Annotated in this window: 13 protein-coding genes; 4 read left to right on the forward strand and 9 right to left on the reverse strand. The window is 65.8% G+C overall.

Going from position 1 to position 14,793, the window contains the following annotated elements; all coding sequences use genetic code 11:
* Positions 1-14 precede the first annotated feature (14 nt).
* Positions 15-245, forward strand: a complete 231-nt coding sequence (locus tag AC1DFU_RS24155; RefSeq protein ID WP_092299600.1) for a hypothetical protein — start codon at positions 15-17, stop codon at positions 243-245.
* On the opposite strand, the gene AC1DFU_RS24160 is transcribed toward AC1DFU_RS24155, so the two are convergent.
* A complete protein-coding gene (locus AC1DFU_RS24160) occupies positions 197-8,818 on the reverse strand; it encodes a glycoside hydrolase family 94 protein (RefSeq protein WP_441593487.1) in 8,622 nt (2,873 codons plus the stop codon). The two genes, AC1DFU_RS24155 and AC1DFU_RS24160, sit on opposite strands and share 49 nt — an antisense overlap.
* 127 nt (positions 8,819-8,945) lie before the next feature.
* Here AC1DFU_RS24160 and AC1DFU_RS24165 point away from each other — a divergent pair, with 127 nt between their 5' ends.
* A complete protein-coding gene (locus AC1DFU_RS24165; protein ID WP_441593488.1) occupies positions 8,946-9,353 on the forward strand; it encodes a hypothetical protein in 408 nt (135 codons plus the stop codon).
* Between the two features lie 30 nt (positions 9,354-9,383).
* Here AC1DFU_RS24165 and AC1DFU_RS24170 read toward each other — a convergent pair whose 3' ends face one another.
* Positions 9,384-9,893, reverse strand: coding sequence for a hypothetical protein (locus tag AC1DFU_RS24170; RefSeq protein WP_092299591.1), 510 nt, complete (start codon positions 9,891-9,893; stop codon positions 9,384-9,386).
* Between the two features lie 197 nt (positions 9,894-10,090).
* Here AC1DFU_RS24170 and AC1DFU_RS24175 point away from each other — a divergent pair, with 197 nt between their 5' ends.
* Complete coding sequence (locus AC1DFU_RS24175; RefSeq protein ID WP_092299588.1) at positions 10,091-10,951, forward strand: transglutaminase-like domain-containing protein; 861 nt, start codon at positions 10,091-10,093, stop codon at positions 10,949-10,951.
* Between the two features lie 7 nt (positions 10,952-10,958).
* Here AC1DFU_RS24175 and AC1DFU_RS24180 read toward each other — a convergent pair whose 3' ends face one another.
* The 5 genes from AC1DFU_RS24180 to AC1DFU_RS24200 all read right to left on the reverse strand — a co-directional run bounded on the left by AC1DFU_RS24180 (position 10,959) and on the right by AC1DFU_RS24200 (position 12,921).
* Positions 10,959-11,276: a hypothetical protein gene (locus AC1DFU_RS24180; RefSeq protein WP_441593489.1), complete on the reverse strand. Its 318-nt coding sequence runs from the start codon at positions 11,274-11,276 to the stop codon at positions 10,959-10,961.
* A 34-nt stretch (positions 11,277-11,310) separates the two neighbouring features.
* Positions 11,311-11,445, reverse strand: coding sequence for a hypothetical protein (locus AC1DFU_RS24185; RefSeq protein ID WP_255370945.1), 135 nt, complete (start codon positions 11,443-11,445; stop codon positions 11,311-11,313).
* Between the two features lie 96 nt (positions 11,446-11,541).
* Complete coding sequence (locus tag AC1DFU_RS24190) at positions 11,542-11,919, reverse strand: hypothetical protein (protein WP_092299583.1); 378 nt, start codon at positions 11,917-11,919, stop codon at positions 11,542-11,544.
* A 173-nt stretch (positions 11,920-12,092) separates the two neighbouring features.
* Entirely contained in the window at positions 12,093-12,296 is a 204-nt protein-coding gene (locus AC1DFU_RS24195) for a cold-shock protein (protein ID WP_092299580.1), read from the reverse strand.
* Between the two features lie 268 nt (positions 12,297-12,564).
* A complete protein-coding gene (locus AC1DFU_RS24200) occupies positions 12,565-12,921 on the reverse strand; it encodes a hypothetical protein (RefSeq protein WP_092299577.1) in 357 nt (118 codons plus the stop codon).
* Positions 12,922-13,135: 214 nt separating this feature from the next.
* On the opposite strand from AC1DFU_RS24200, the gene AC1DFU_RS24205 reads away from it, so the two are divergent.
* The gene (locus AC1DFU_RS24205; protein WP_092299574.1) at positions 13,136-13,633 is read left to right on the forward strand and encodes a hypothetical protein; all 498 of its coding nucleotides are present in this window, start codon (positions 13,136-13,138) and stop codon (positions 13,631-13,633) included.
* A 57-nt stretch (positions 13,634-13,690) separates the two neighbouring features.
* Here AC1DFU_RS24205 and pcaD read toward each other — a convergent pair whose 3' ends face one another.
* Both pcaD and catC read right to left on the reverse strand, forming a co-directional pair.
* Positions 13,691-14,470: a 3-oxoadipate enol-lactonase gene (gene pcaD / locus AC1DFU_RS24210; protein WP_092299571.1), complete on the reverse strand. Its 780-nt coding sequence runs from the start codon at positions 14,468-14,470 to the stop codon at positions 13,691-13,693.
* A gap of 15 nt (positions 14,471-14,485) precedes the next feature.
* Positions 14,486-14,770, reverse strand: coding sequence for a muconolactone Delta-isomerase (catC, locus tag AC1DFU_RS24215; RefSeq protein WP_092299568.1), 285 nt, complete (start codon positions 14,768-14,770; stop codon positions 14,486-14,488).
* Positions 14,771-14,793: the final 23 nt, after the last annotated feature.

Below are 14,793 nucleotides of genomic sequence, written 5' to 3' on the forward strand. Positions count from 1 at the left end.
GTCAACGGGAAAACATGTCAAAGACCAACAAGAAGCAGTACCTGAAAGCACTCAACCGACGCCTCAAAAAGGAAACGGCCGGCAAGATCGACGCCGAGTTTGTCTTCTACCCTCTCGGCGCCAAGCCGAAGGACGCGACCGGCGTGACGGCCAGCGCCCCAGCAGACGAGAGCACGCTCGCCATCATGGAAGCGGTTCAGGCCCGCGTATTTGCCAAGTTCGAGGACGGCGCCGTCCGAAGCTGAACGTCGCCGAGGCGAAGGACCAGACGGTGCTCCCCGTCCTCCAACTGCACGCGCACGGCGCCGTTGACACAGGGGATGGGCAAGTCATCCAGCATTGCGGCCGACACTGGATCGTTGGCACCCCTTCGCTCCACGCGAATATCGTAGTGGCCGGCACCCAGTGCGATGGTGGCCTGGAAGCCCGGCCAGCTTGCGGGAATCCGTGGCGCGATTAGCAGCCAGGCGCCCTCCCGCCGGATGCCGAGGATGCCCTCGACGCCTGCCCGCACCATCCATCCCGCCGCCCCGGTGTACCACGTCCAGCCGCCACGGCCGACGTGGGGGGCGACCGAATAGACGTCGGCCGCCACCACATAAGGCTCCACCTTGTAGCGGTCCGTTGCCTGCGGCATCAGCGCATGGTGAATCGGGTTGAGCATCGAGAACAGTTCGACGGCAGTGTCCGCGTCCCCCAGCTCCGCAAAGGCCAGGACGCTCCACATCGCGGCGTGACTGTACTGACCACCGTTCTCGCGGACACCGGGCGGGTAAGCCCGGAGATAGCCGGGGTCGTCCACGCCCCCGTCAAATGGCGGCGAGAACAGCAGCGCTAGCCCTTCGTCGCGGCGGACAAGCCGCTGGTCGAGCGACGCCATGGCCATCGCGCTTCGGGCAGGGTCGCCCACGCCAGACAGCACCGACCAGGACTGGGCGATGGCATCGATCCGGCAGGCCTCGCTGTCCTTCGAGCCCAGCGGCGTGCCGTTATCGTAGGTGGCCCGGCGGTACCACGCGCCATCCCAGCCATGCTGTTCCAGCGCCTCGCGCAGTGCCAGCCCATGGGCCCGCCATCTGGCGGCACGGTCGGCATCGCGCGCGTCAGCCAGCGGGGCGAACAGCGCGATAGTGCGGGCGAGCAACCATCCCAGCCAGACGCTCTCGCCCTTGCCGCCAGCGCCTACCAGATTCATCCCGTCGTTCCAGTCACCTCCACCAATCAGCGGCAGGCCGTGCTCGCCTGTCAGGCCGATGCAGCGGTCAATGCCGCGCGCACAGTGCTCGAACAGAGACGCGCTGGCCTCAGCCACCATGGGCTGGAAGAACAGGTCGTGGTCGCCGGCAGCCAGTGCCGGCCCGTCAAGGAAGGGGATGCGCTCGTCCAGCACCGCGGCATCATCCGCCCCCATCACATAGGTCGCCGTGGCGAAGGCCAGCCAGACGCAGTCGTCCGAAATCCGCGTGCGCACGCCCTGCCCGGAATGCGGTAGCCACCAGTGCTGGACGTCGCCTGGCTCGAACTGCCGCGCGGCGGCGCGCAGCAGATGGCGCCGCGTCTCGGCGGGGCGGGCGAAGGTGAGCGCCATGGTGTCCTGCAACTGGTCGCGAAACCCGTAGGCACCGCTGGCCTGATAAAACGCCGAACGGGCCCGGACGCGACAGGCGAGCGTCTGGTAGAGCAACCATCCATTGAGCATGATGTCCATCGCGCGATCCGGCGTCTTGACCTGCACCGCGCCGAGCAGATCCGTCCATTGCGCCGTCACGGCCGCGAGCGTGCTGTCGAGATTCTCGGCGCGATAGCGGGCGATCAAGGCGCGGGCCTCATCGGCGCCGGCGCATTGCCCGAGCAGCACGGCCACCTCGGTGGATTCGCCCGGCGCGAGCGAGACAGGACACTGGAGGGCCGCACAAGGATCCATCCCCGCGCCGGCCGCGCCGGAAAGCGATGCCGAGCCGGCGGGGGCGACCAGCGCCGCCGGGCGGCCGAGCGTGCCGCGATAGCCAATAAACTCGCTTCGGTCGGCTGTCCAGCTCGTCGTGGTCCCGACCAGACAGGCGAACGCGACCCGGCCGGGAAACGCGAGATTCCAGGGGTTCTGCGCCAGCATCGCGCCGCTTTCCGCATCGAACTCGGTCACGATGTAAGGGCCCGAGGCGCCGCGCGACAGGCCGAGGACCCAATCGACATAGGCCGTCACGGACAGCTGCCGATGCTCCCCGGAGAGATTGCGCAGCGTCATCCGCGAGATCTTCACCGGGTCATCGACCGGCACATACTGCAGCAGCTCCAGCCCGATGCCGTGCGCCACGTGTGAAAATCGACTGTATCCAAAGCCATGACAGGCGATGTACTTGCCGCCATCACGCACCGGCTGCGCGGTGGCTGTCCAGACCTCGCCCGACGCCAGGTCGCGCACGTAGATGGCCTCCCCTGCCGGGTCCGAGACGGCGTCGTTGGACCATGGCGTCAACTGGTTCTCCCGGCTGTTGACGGACCACGTATAGCCGCTGCCCTCGGTCGACACCTGGAAGCCAAAGCCGTCATTGGCAATGACATTGATCCATGGCGCCGGCGTGGTGGAGCCGTCCTCCAGGATCACGACGTACTCCCGGCCATCCCGGGCGAAGCCACCCAAACCGTTGAAGAACTCGAGCGAGGCCCGATCGTACGAGGTACTTGCAACGGCAGGCGGCCACCGGGACGGCGGCGGCGTAAGCGGCAACGTTGGCGGCGGTGCCCACGCCGGATCGGGAATCCGTGCAAGCTGGTCGGCAATCGCGCCCCGGCGTGCAATCAGCGCCACGCGTGCGACGGACTGCAGCAACGCACGCGCCTCGCCGGTCATCAGGTCGGCGCGCAGCGCGTAGACCGCCCCCTGGGCGAACTCCTCGCCCAGACGCGGCCGCGACTGGCTGCTGCGTACCGCTGTGTCAATGGCGACCTGCAGGTCCTGCACATACGACGAGGCATGCTCGTTCACGATAACGAGATCGACGCCGAGCCGCTTCATGCGCCAGTACTCATGCGCACGCAGCAACTGGCGAACCTGCGCGATATCGTCGATCTCGTCGATACGCAACAGAACGATCGGCAGGTCGCCAGAGATGGCGTGCGGCCACAGTCCGGACTGAAGGCCAGCGCCGCGCGCGATCGCCCCGGATGGCGCCCTGAGGCGGCGGTCCGCGTACAGGATGGCTGCCGCCAGCCGCTGGAAGTCCGCAGCCTCGTTCGACTTGATATCCAGATGACGCAGCTGGACCTGCGCCTGCGTCCATGCGAGGGTCCGGGCGCGGTCGAAGGCGCTGCGATCGTGGTGCTTGTCGATCAGATCGAGCAGCTCGGCGCGCGACGCCGCCACGACGGTCCAGAACGCCACGCGCGCCACCCCACCGGGGGCGATGCGCACCTGCTGCCGCAGCGAAAAGATGGGATCCAGCACCGTGCCTGTCGTATTCGAGAGCGGCCCGCCGTCCTGCACTGCGCGCGCCGTCATGATGGTCCGACCCCGCCCCAGGAAGCGCGCCCGGTCGGACTCATACTCCGGGTCGGCACAGACGTCCCCCTCCACCACCGCGAAATGCGCGGCCCAGATCTGCGGATCGGTTTGCGAGCGGGGCCGGCGGGTCGCGATCAGTGCGCCGAACTCGGCCAGATACTCGGTCTGGATGAACAGCCGGGAGAACGCCGGATGCGCGACGTCCGCCGCCTGCGCCGAGAGCGCCAGCCCGGCGTAGGAGGTCAACGTGATCTCGCGGGTTCGGCGACCACTGTTGGACAGCGACGCGCGCCGCACCTCGCCGTCGTCCTCGCCCGATACCAGCACGTCGAGCGTGGTGGTCAGCGCGCCATCGCGCCGATGGAACGCCGCGCGATCCTCGACGAACAGCACCTCGTTGTCCTCGCCAACATCATCGCTGCCGGGGATCCACGCGCCGGCGCACCAGACCCGTCCGTCCTCGTTGTCGCGCAGGAAGATGAACGACCCATCTTCATCGCAGGTGGCGTCCTCCCGCCACCGGGTGACCGACAGGTCGCGCCAATGGCTGTAGCCGGCCCCCGCTGCCGTCAGCATGACGGTGTAGCGCCCGTTCGAGAGCAGATGGGTGACAGGTGGCCCGACGACCGCACCAGGCATCCGCCTGGCCGTCGAATCCTGGACCGTGGGGGCAATCGCCGAAGCCTTGACGTCCTCGGCACGCGGCGGCGCGATCGCCACATTGCGCGGAATGCGTTCCTGCAGCAGCAGTTCGGTCGCCTGGACCATCGGCTCCTGATGGAAGCGCTCGCGCATGACGCCGTGCAGCAGCGTGTTGGCGAGCGCGACAATGCTCATGCCCTGGTGGTGGGCCATGAAGGCCCGCACGATGGCGTGATCCTGGTTCTCCGGCAAGCGCGAACGCGTGAAGTCGATGGCTTCGTAGAAGCCGTACCGAGCCAGCGCGCCGATGCGCATGAGATCCCTGAAGTTGCGCAGCGCTTCGGGCGGGTCAACCATGGCGGCGAGCGCGGCGGCGTACGGCGCAATCACCACGTTCTCGGCAAGACCCCGCTTCAGGCCGAGGCCTGGCACGCCGAAGTTCGAATACTGGTACGTGAACTCGAGATCGCGCGCGTTGTACGCGGACTCCGAGATGCCCCAGGGAATGCTCAGCGAGCGACCGTAGGTGCGCTGGCGCTCGACCACCAGCCAGCTGGTCTGTTCGAGCAGGCTGCCCTTCGGCGCACGCATCACCAGTGACGGCATCAGGTATTCGAACATGGAGCCGGACCACGAGATCAGCGCCGAACCGTTGCCGAGCGGTGTGGCGGCACGGCCCAGGCGGAACCAGTGCCGCGTGGGCACATCCCCTTTTGCGATGGCGAACAGGCTGGCCAGTCGCGCCTCCGAGGCGAGCAGGTCGTAGCAGCTGGTGTCGAGCCGGTTATCGTCCATCGCAAAGCCGATCGACAACAGCTTGCGTTCCCCGTTGAACAGGAAGGAGAAATCCATGGACATCGCCATCTCGCGCGCTTCGCTGGCGAGCGCGAGAAGCCGGACAGCCACGTCTGGCGACGCGGCGGCAAGCGCCGCGCCATCGCGCTCATGTTCTACCGCCCGTCTGGACAGGGCGCCGAGCCAGAACGAGAGGTCACCCAGCGCGTCATTGCCGGCGGCCGGGCGCATGTCCGCGCAGAGCCGCGTGGCGTGGTCGGCCAGCCGCCGCAGCGTGGGCATCAACGTGGCCATCCGCTGCGCGCCGTGCAGATGATCGTCGATCTCGTTCAGCAACGCCTCGACCTCGCGGCCCTGCTCGCTGCCTGCCTGCAGCAAACTCCCCAGTGCCTCATGGGCCAGCGTGACGCTGTCCTGCATGCCCTTGCGTGTCTCCGGCGCCTCCGTCGCAGCGGCGGGCGTGCGCGCCCAGCCTTCGCAGGCGTTGGCCAGCACGATGAGATGGCCGGCCAGATTGCCGCTGTCGACGGACGACACATAGGCGGGCGTGAGCGCACGGAGGTCCTGGGTGCCATACCAGTTGAAGAAGTGTCCGCGATAGCGCGACAGCCGTCGCAGCGCGTCAAACGTGGCCTCGAGCCGCGCCACCGTTTCGGTCGTCCCCGCCCAGCCAAAGTCGTGCGCGGCCACGGCGGACAGCAGGTACAGGCCGATATTGGTCGGGGAAGTCCGGTTCGCCACGACCTGCCGGGGGCTCTCCTGCACGTTGTCCGGGGGCAGCATGTTGTCCGCCGGCGTGACGAAGACCTCGAAGTAGCGCCACGTGCGACGCGCGATCCGGCGCAGTTCTCCCGCTTCCTCCTCGGACAGCGTAAGCCGGGGCGCAGCGCGCGTCGCACGGCTGGCCCACAGCGCGAGCGCCGGCGCGGCGAGCCACAGCAAGACAAACGGCGTCACCAGCGGCCAGCCGGATGGCGCGACACCGATCGTGATGGCAGCCACCACCACGGTCAGCAGGACCCCGCCCAGCATGCGACGGTAGAACCCCGCGAGATCGAGCCGGGGATTGCGCTTCGACTGCGCGGCAGTCGTCCATTCGAGCAAGTGGCGCCGCGTGCGGAGCAGCCGCGTCAGCGTCCGGACGATGGCGTCGCCGGTGCTCCACGCCTGGTCCGGCAGGAACGCTACCGTGAACAGGATCTGCATGGCGGCGGTGCGCAGATCGGCCAGCCGCATCGCCGCGTGGCTGCGCCATCGCACCGCCGTGTGATGGGGGCGCAGCGAAAGCAGGCCCGGCAGCAGGATCGGGATGCTGATGGCGGCCAGCACCAGCAGCGTGGCATGCAGGTTGAGCGGCACGGGCGCGAGCCAGCTCGTCGCGAGCGCCGCCAGCTGGCAGAGCGGCAGGACCGAGCGACGCAGGTTGTCGAACATCTTCATGCGGCCTACGGCGGGCACCGCATCGCGCCCGGCATGGTGTCCGAAGATCCAGCCGAGGAGTTGCCAGTCGCCGCGCGTCCAGCGGTGCTGCCGCTTGGCGGCCACGTCATGGCGCGCGGGAAATTCCTCGACCACCTCGATATCCGACGCCAGGCCCGTACGCGCGAACATGCCTTCGAGCAGGTCGTGGCTGAGCACGGTGTTATCGGCGATCCGGCCGGACAGTGCCGCCTCGAAGGCGTCGACGTCGTAGATGCCTTTGCCAACGTACGACCCTTCGTTGAACAAGTCCTGATAGACATCGGATGCTGCGGTGGCATAGGAATCGATGCCGCCCGGCGCGGAGAAGATGCGCTGGAACAACGATCCCTCCCGCCCAACCGGCAGCGACGGGGTCACCCGAGGCTGGAGGACCGCATAGCCGCCGATGACCCGCTGCAGCGCAGGGTCGAAGCGGGGCCGGTTTAACGGATGCGCGATCTTGCCGATCAGCCGCAACGCGGCGTCTCGCGGCAGGCGCGTGTCCGCATCCAGCGTAATGACATAGCGGACGTCAGCCGGTACGCGCGGCGGCGCGCCGTCCACCGGCACATAGCTGGTGTCGGTGGCGCCCCGCAACAGGCGGTTCAGCTCGTGCAGCTTGCCGCGCTTGCGCTCCCACCCCATCCAGACGCCCTCGCCCGCATTGAAGATGCGGCGCCGATGGAGCAGGAGAAAGCGGTCTCCCGCTGGCCCTGGGCCATGGCGCTCGTTGAGTAGCGCGATGGCGTCGGCGGCGACTGCGAGCAGATGCGCGTCGCCGGGCATGACCTCCTGATCGGCGTCTACGCCATCGGTCAGCAAGGCGAAACTCAAGTCGCCGCCGGCCCCGGAAAGATGGTGCACCTCCAGCCCCTCGATCTGGGCGCGCAGCTCGGGCTCGCCGGACAACAGCGTCGGCACGGCGATCAGGGTCCGCAGGGAGCGCGGCACGCCGGCAGAAAGCGCCAGACCGGGCAGGATGACGGCCCCGAAGTGCCACGCAATCGCCCGGTTGATCAGCGCGAAGGCGACTTCGCTGGCGGGGATCAGCCAGATCAGCACAACGAGCGCGAGCAGCATGGGCCATCCGCCCGTTGCGGCCAGCGCCGGAACTCCCAGAAGCCACAACGAGATAGCGAGCAGCAGGACGGTGACCAGCAACGTCGCCCCGAGGTAGCCGCCGATGCCGAGCCGGAGATGAAAGCGGCTGAGCTGCTGCGCGACGGTGGGTCGGTATCCGATCGACGCCTCGAAGGTAGCGAGTCCGTCACCGATCAGGTGGTAGCCGGCGTCCGTCGCGCATTCGACGCGGCCGGCATCGTGCCCGATTCCAGTCGCGGCACGGGCGGCCCCTACCGCGCGGTCGGCGATCTCCAGCTCGGATAGCGTCGCGCCCCGCGCCAGGCGCTCGATGGCGCTGCGGTAAAGGTTGCGCGTCGGGAAGTCCATGAGCGCGAACGTGCTGTTCGCGCACAACACCCGGTTGACGAGGCTGACGTCCTCGAACAGCTCGGTCCAGTCGAGGTCCGAGATCAACCGCAAGCTGGTAATGACGTTGCGGACCGTGACATTGGATGCCCCTTGCCGCTGTTGGGCATGCAGTACCACGTCATCGACGGAAACGCCCTGCCGCCCGAGCCGCGCCTCCAGCCAGCCAAGGATCGGCGTGGTCACGGGGTCCTGGTCACGCAGCCGCTTGGCCAGCTGCGCGGCAAACAGCTCCGACAAGGGCAGGACGGAACGCGCCGCAATATCGGCTTCCAGCGCCGATCGGCCGCATCCCTCGACCAGTACACGGCGCGCCAGGCCATCGGCGTCGGCGCGGGCGGCGCGCCCCGCCGTCATCTGGTCAGCGAGCCGGCGCAGGTTCTCGATCAGGACAATGCGCAGCGTAATGGCGACGGCCCACAGTTCCCCGATGGTCAGCGGTGTCACGCGCTGATAGGCGGCGATAAAGCGCCGCAGCGCGATGGCATCGATATGGCTGTCGGTGTGCGCGACAAACGCCCAGGCAATGCCAAAGACGCGCGGGTAGCCGGCGAACGGTCCGTTGCTCAGCTTGGGCAGCTGGCGATAGTAGCCGGGCGGCAAGGCATCGCGAATCTCCCGGACCTGCGCTTCGACGAGGTGGTAGTTGTCGAGCAACCACTCTGCGGCGGGCACCACGCTGCGCCCCTTCTCCAATTCGGACGCACCGGCCCGGTAGGCGCGCAGCAAGACCGCCGCATTGTCCTTGAGGCGGCTCTGCAGCGTGGGGACCCTGGGCGGGCTGGCGGTCACGGTCTGCGCGGCCGCCAGGCTCTGCGCATGCTGCTCCAGCCGTTCGATGCCAAACAGTTCTCCCCGGACCGGCGCCTTGTCATGCCATGGCGACGGCGTAGGCAGAAACGAAAAAGCGTGGCGAATGGCCTCTAGCATCTATTTCCTTCGTTGAGGATGGCACCCCACGAACCTGCGACCTGGATCACCGATACGTACGGACGTTGCGCGCGCGTTCTACAGTAGAGGCATGGTCTTTTGTCCCACAGCAGGGCGAGGAGGCGCGATGTCCCCGTATGAAGCGTTACGCGATCGATTCTTCGAGGCATCGACGCGCGAAAAGGATCACAGGGCCTTGCTGGAATCGGTCGCCAGATCCACGAGTGAGAAGCTGGCTGCATATTTGCAGGCGCCGCCCGCGCTGATATCGGTCAAGCCGACCGGAGAGCCCGGTCCGAAAAGCTACGGCTTTCGTTACGTCGTCACGTTCGACGCAGGGGATGCCGTGGTGCACAGCGCCGAGGTGCCCGTCGTGATGACACTCACGCGTCACGGCTTGCACGCGAAGGTTGCCGATGGCCATGACCAACACGTGGGCGACCCCGCGCACCCCGATTGGCATGAAGTGTTCTACGACGTACTCACCATGCTGGAGAAGGACTGTCAGGCCACGGAAAGGCAATCCCAGATCTGAATGGTCGACGGGGCCGTCGTTATCGCATAGTCAACGGGGCCAGCCGCGGTACGCTGTCCCGGCGAGGCAAACGCCGCCCAACTCCTTGACGATGCTGCGCATCGGCGCGCAGGAACCGCCGTGGCAGCTTGCCACCATCACGAGCTGCCCCGGCGCCATGGGGAGTCGGCGTTCCGTCAAGCCGACGCGCAGGAACTTGCCACCGAGTCTTGCCCCGAGCAGCCAGCCCAGCATGCCGCCGAGCATGGCAACCCCCAGTGCGGCGATCGTGCTTTCGGCCGGACCAAACGATGTGCCGTACGCAACGGTGATGGCGACGCCGGCAATGGCGCCGGCGACAAATCCGCCCATTGCGGTTTCATCGCGGTAGGTAATCTGGCCCGTGTCGGTGCCGGGCAGGCTCTCGACGGGCTGCCGGTCTCGACGTACAAACCACGGACCATCCGGCTCCTGAGGGCCAGCCACGAGCGCGTGCAGCCGGGTCTGTGCCAGCTTGGCGGTGGCCACATCATTGAGGATGAAATATAGGAGCGTGCGCATGACTCGCCTCCGACTGTTGTTCCGCATATCTGTTGGGCCATCGGCGGCCGGAGAGCGGAACCCTGCTAAGGCGCGTCATGGCTCTAGTTTAGAGGTCCAGGCACGACAAATGCGAGCGTCCTTACAATACAGGCGCAGCGTCGTAGCAGTACACTCTGAATGCCGTCTCCCTCCCCCACATCGGCGCAAGGTCAACGATGAATCGCATCCGGTACCTGGTGAACCTGTCCTATGAGATCCTGGATCCCACAGCGGACTTTCTGTTGCGTATCGAAGCCGCAAGGACGGGACGCCAGTCCATCGTTTCCGAGCACCTCGCCATCACGCCGGAGGTGCCCGCCACGCGCTACACAGATCCAGTCCTGTGCAACCGCATGCTGCGGATTCGGGCGAACAAGGGCCATCTGGCCATCCGCTATGAGTGTGTGGTGGACATCGATCATCGACTCGACGATGGCGAATCGATACGGCAGGTCCCGGTCGCCGAACTGCCCTTTGAGGTGCTGCCCTTCCTGACGCCGAGCCGCTATTGCGAATCAGACCGCCTGATGGAGTTCGCGATGCGTGAGTTTGGCGGCATGCGCCCCGGCTACCCGCGCGTGTACGCGATCCGGGAATGGGCGCGCAACCATATCCGTTTTCTCTCGCACTCCACCAATGAACGGACGTCGGCGACCGATACGATCGTAGAGCGAACCGGCGTGTGCCGGGATTTCGCCCACCTGATGATCGCCATTTGCCGCGCGCTGAGTATGCCGGCCCGTATTTCCAGCAGCCTGGACTATGGTGCGGACCCGGCAATGGGCCCGCCGGATTTCCACGCGGTGGTTGAGGTGTACCTGTCGGGCGGCTGGTATCTGCTCGATCCCTCAGGGGTATCGATTCCGACCGGCCTGCTGCGTATTGGCACCGGCCGGGATGCCGCCGATGTTCCTTTTGCGGCGATATTCGGGAAGGTGCAGTCGGAGCGGCCCTATATCGAAATCGAGGCACTGACCGATCCGGCTGCCGGCATTGGCATGCCGCTCGCCACGCCCCGCGCCATCTCGACCTGGTAACCAGCCTTCAGCGCTGGCCGCCTTTCATGCCCTCGGTTTCCATGGCGGCGTTCCATTCCTCGTACGCCTCGATCGGTTCCATGGCGTCGTCGACGAACGCTGCCGCGCGTTCCGCCGCGGCGACACGCTCCAGTTGCGTATCGCCGGCGTCGCTATCTTCCGCCGTGGGCGGCAGCAGCATGTCTTCCAGCATTCCCCGCAACTCCACGGTGTCCCATGGCCGGCCGAGCCGGGCCTTCCTGTTCAGGTAGTGACGAACTTCGGATTCCTGCTCGGCGGTCAGTGGCAGCCCCTGGAATGTCGAGCTAAAGTCCTGATGGATCATGATGCGCCTCCCTCATCGGTCGGCTTCCGCCGATTTACTTCCGCTTGCCGACGCCGTCGTTGCCGATCCGAGAATGCACTGTTCCGATCGGGCTTGCCGGCACGGCCGGCTTCTTGGGCTGTTTGGGTTTTTTTGCTTCGCGATTGCCGCGTAGTTGGCTCTTGGCCATGAGATGCTCCCGGTGCATTGATTGCCGATTGGCAGTACCAGCATACGCTCTTACTGTGCGCTTCAGGGATATATCGGGGAAAGCCGCCCGACGGACTTAAACCGGCGAATATCGCCGTGCAGGACGCCTTGCGATATTGCCGGCGCCGACGGGCTTCAGTTCGCCCTCCCATGGCAACACGTCGAGATCGAGCACATGGTCGCCGTCGGCCGCCTTGTTGTAGAGCTGGTCGCGCAGGACCTGGCCAATGGCGATGCGGCATAGCTGTTCGCAGGTCTCACCCGTGGCGGGCTGGAGGTCGCTGTCGGGGCTGCGCACCGAAAAGGAGCGTCTTCCGGTGCCAACGAAGCTTGTAAATTGCACGCCCGCCGGGTGGTTGCCATCCCGGAAACTGACCGCCACATGGTAGGCCAGGCGCTCGACATCGGCGTTTAATGTGCAGAGGAAGCTGAATGGCAGAGTGGCACCTTGCATACTGGAATCGCCCCCTTGATTGAGAAGGTATCGGAATTTGCGACTACCTATCGACTCTACTCCTTCCCTCCCACTCGCGGCGGGTGTATTTCTCCGTAGGGAAAAACCCTCCACAAATAAAAAAAGCTCCGCATCTGCGGAGCTTTTCTACGACTGTTGCCAGTCGAGTCAGTTCAGGAGGGCTGAATCTTCGTCGCGGTCGGACCCTTGGGGCCATTGCCTTCGACGTAATTCACCTTCTGTCCTTCTTGCAGCGACTTGAAGCCATCGCCCTGGATCTCGGAGAAATGCGCGAAAAGATCATTTCCACCTGCTTCCGGCGTGATGAAACCAAAGCCCTTGGCGTCGTTAAACCACTTTACCGTACCTGTTGCCATGTCAATTCCTAAAAAATTCTCGCACGACGAAAATACCGGCGAGGCACGATACTCAAGGAAGAAACAAGGAAGGTGGCGATTCGCCAATGAACTCTGAGGTCTGCTTGATGATCCTGCAAGGACTCTTATACAGGTCATGCCGGGGCAGGTCAACCTAACTTACGAATGAATCGATGGCCGGGAGACCGATGACGTCCATTCCGAGGCGTGCCAGGGGAAAAGCCAGCCATCGGCCACCCCTGACGCGCGCTTCGCTATCCCGGCAGGCCTAGGAACACTGGCTCAAGACGCTGGACGCCGCGGCGTCGTTGCCGCGGAAATACAGCGTTGAGCCTGTGCCGGTCGGAGCGGGCCTGACCATAGCGGCCGTTCCGGCGGGCGGGGTCTGGCCGGGGACAAAGACATCGAATGCCGTATCGTTGGCGTACACGTACTGGATCATGGCCGGCTGTCCGCCCGGTTGCGTCCATTTTGATCCGATGCACTGCGCGGCCGCCTTGGGCGCCATCTGGCTCTGGCCTACCTTGCTGGCATTGGCCGGCGGCGGCGGGGGAAGGGGCGCGGGCGGCGGTGGGCTGGCGCATCCGGCGGCTGCGAGCAACACAACGAGCAGGGAGTATTTCATGTTGTTGGCTCCATAGGACGTTCGCTTACTCCACCAAGATATTCAACCGTGGAAAACGCCGGTATTGGACCATGGACCACCCTGCCGCCCGCAAAGGCAGCGGGCGCCATTTCGTCGAGACACTGATCCCATTACAATGCGGCGTTTAGCCGCCACCATGGCAGCGGCTGCCGCGCGCCAGCGGCGAAGGCCGCATGCATTGAATACGAGATCCATGAATCACAGCGACACCGTCCCTTCGGAGGCCGAGTCCTCCCCCATCCATGAACCCAGGCTTTGGCGAGACAAGGGCTGGACCGCGCGGGTCATCAAGAACGAGGATGGTGACGGCTGGGCCGTCGAGATGATCCGGGATGGCAGTTCCGAGCCCGCGCTGGTCGGCCCCTGGACCATGGGCCGAAACAAGGTCGATCCGAAGCCGCTCGATGCGACAGCGCATCAGACCCTGGTGAAGACCGCTTCGGAAGTCATCCGTCGACACGAACAGCAGTTGCACGCGCAACTGAACAAGCAGGTGACCGTGGAAGTCGGCTCGGACGCGGTAACGATCCAGCTTGTCATCACGCCGGACGAGTACGAGCCATTCGGCACCCTCACGGCAGTCGGGCAGTTCGGGGACGTGCTCGCTACCGTCAAAGTGCGACCAGATTTCCGCTTGACGCGGGAAAGCGGCGCGCAGTGGGCCGCCGGGGGATTCGGCAAGATCCGGTGAAACCCTGCCGGGGTTACCCGCCGGGCGTCCGGCGGGGGTAGCAGCCCACCTCAGGCGTCAGCGATCCAGGAACGCCAGCACAGCCTGATTGAACCCCTCCACCTGTTGCAGGTTCGAGAGATGCGCGGCGTACAGTTCCACGTACCTGGCGCCCGGAATGTTCTCCGCCAGATACCGACCATCGGCGGGCGGGGTCGGGATATCGCCGGTGCCGGCAATGACCAGCGTGGGCGTGGTGATGCGCTGCACGTCGTTGCGCAGATCCGAATCGCGCACGGCCAGGCAGTTCGCCGCGTAGCCGCGGGCGTCGGTGGCACCCAACATCGTCCGCAACGTCTGCACGAGATCCGCCTGCTGCGCCGCGAAGTCCGGCGTGAGCCATTTGTCGACTACGGCGGCGGCAATCGACGCCACACCGTCACGCTCCACGGCGGCGGCACGGTTGGTCCAGTTCTCGGGCGGCCCGATATAGGCCGCCGTATTGCACAGGATCAGCTTGTCAAGGCGGTCAGCGTGGTGGACGCCCAGCCACATGCCCGTGATGCCGCCCATCGACAGCCCGCAGAAATGCACGCGTTGCAGGCCCAGATGGTCGAGCAGCGCGATGACGTCGCCGCCCAGTTGCGCGATGCTGTACGGTCCCTCGGTAACGGACGACTGCCCGTGGCCGCGCGTGTCGTAGCGCAGCACCCGGAAACGCTGCGTCAGCGCAGCGATCTGCGGCTGCCACATATCGAGGCTGGTACCCAGGGAGTTCGACAGCACCAGCACGGGCAGGCTCTCATCGCCATCGAACCGGTAATGGAGCTTGACGCCCGCAAGGTCAGCAAAAGGCATGGCGGTCTCCGGGGCTCAGTTCTGGGCGATGGCAGAGGCGTGCTGCGCCAGCGCGGTCACCTTCATTTCCATGTACGGATACAGTGGCAGGCCAGTCAGCAGCGTGTGCAGTTCGTCGGCATCCTTGACGTCAAAGATGCTCACGTTCGCGTAGAGGCCAGCCACGCGCCACAGGTGGCGCCACTTGCCGTCGCGTTGCAGTTGCTGGGAGTACGCCTTCTCTTCCGCCTTGATCTTGTCGGCGACAACCGGGTCGAGCGTTTGGGGAATACGAACAGTCATTTCGACCATGAACAGCATGGTGGGCTCCTAGTGAAGAGAGA

The sequence above is a fragment of the Cupriavidus sp. 10L45 genome (assembly GCF_056395225.1).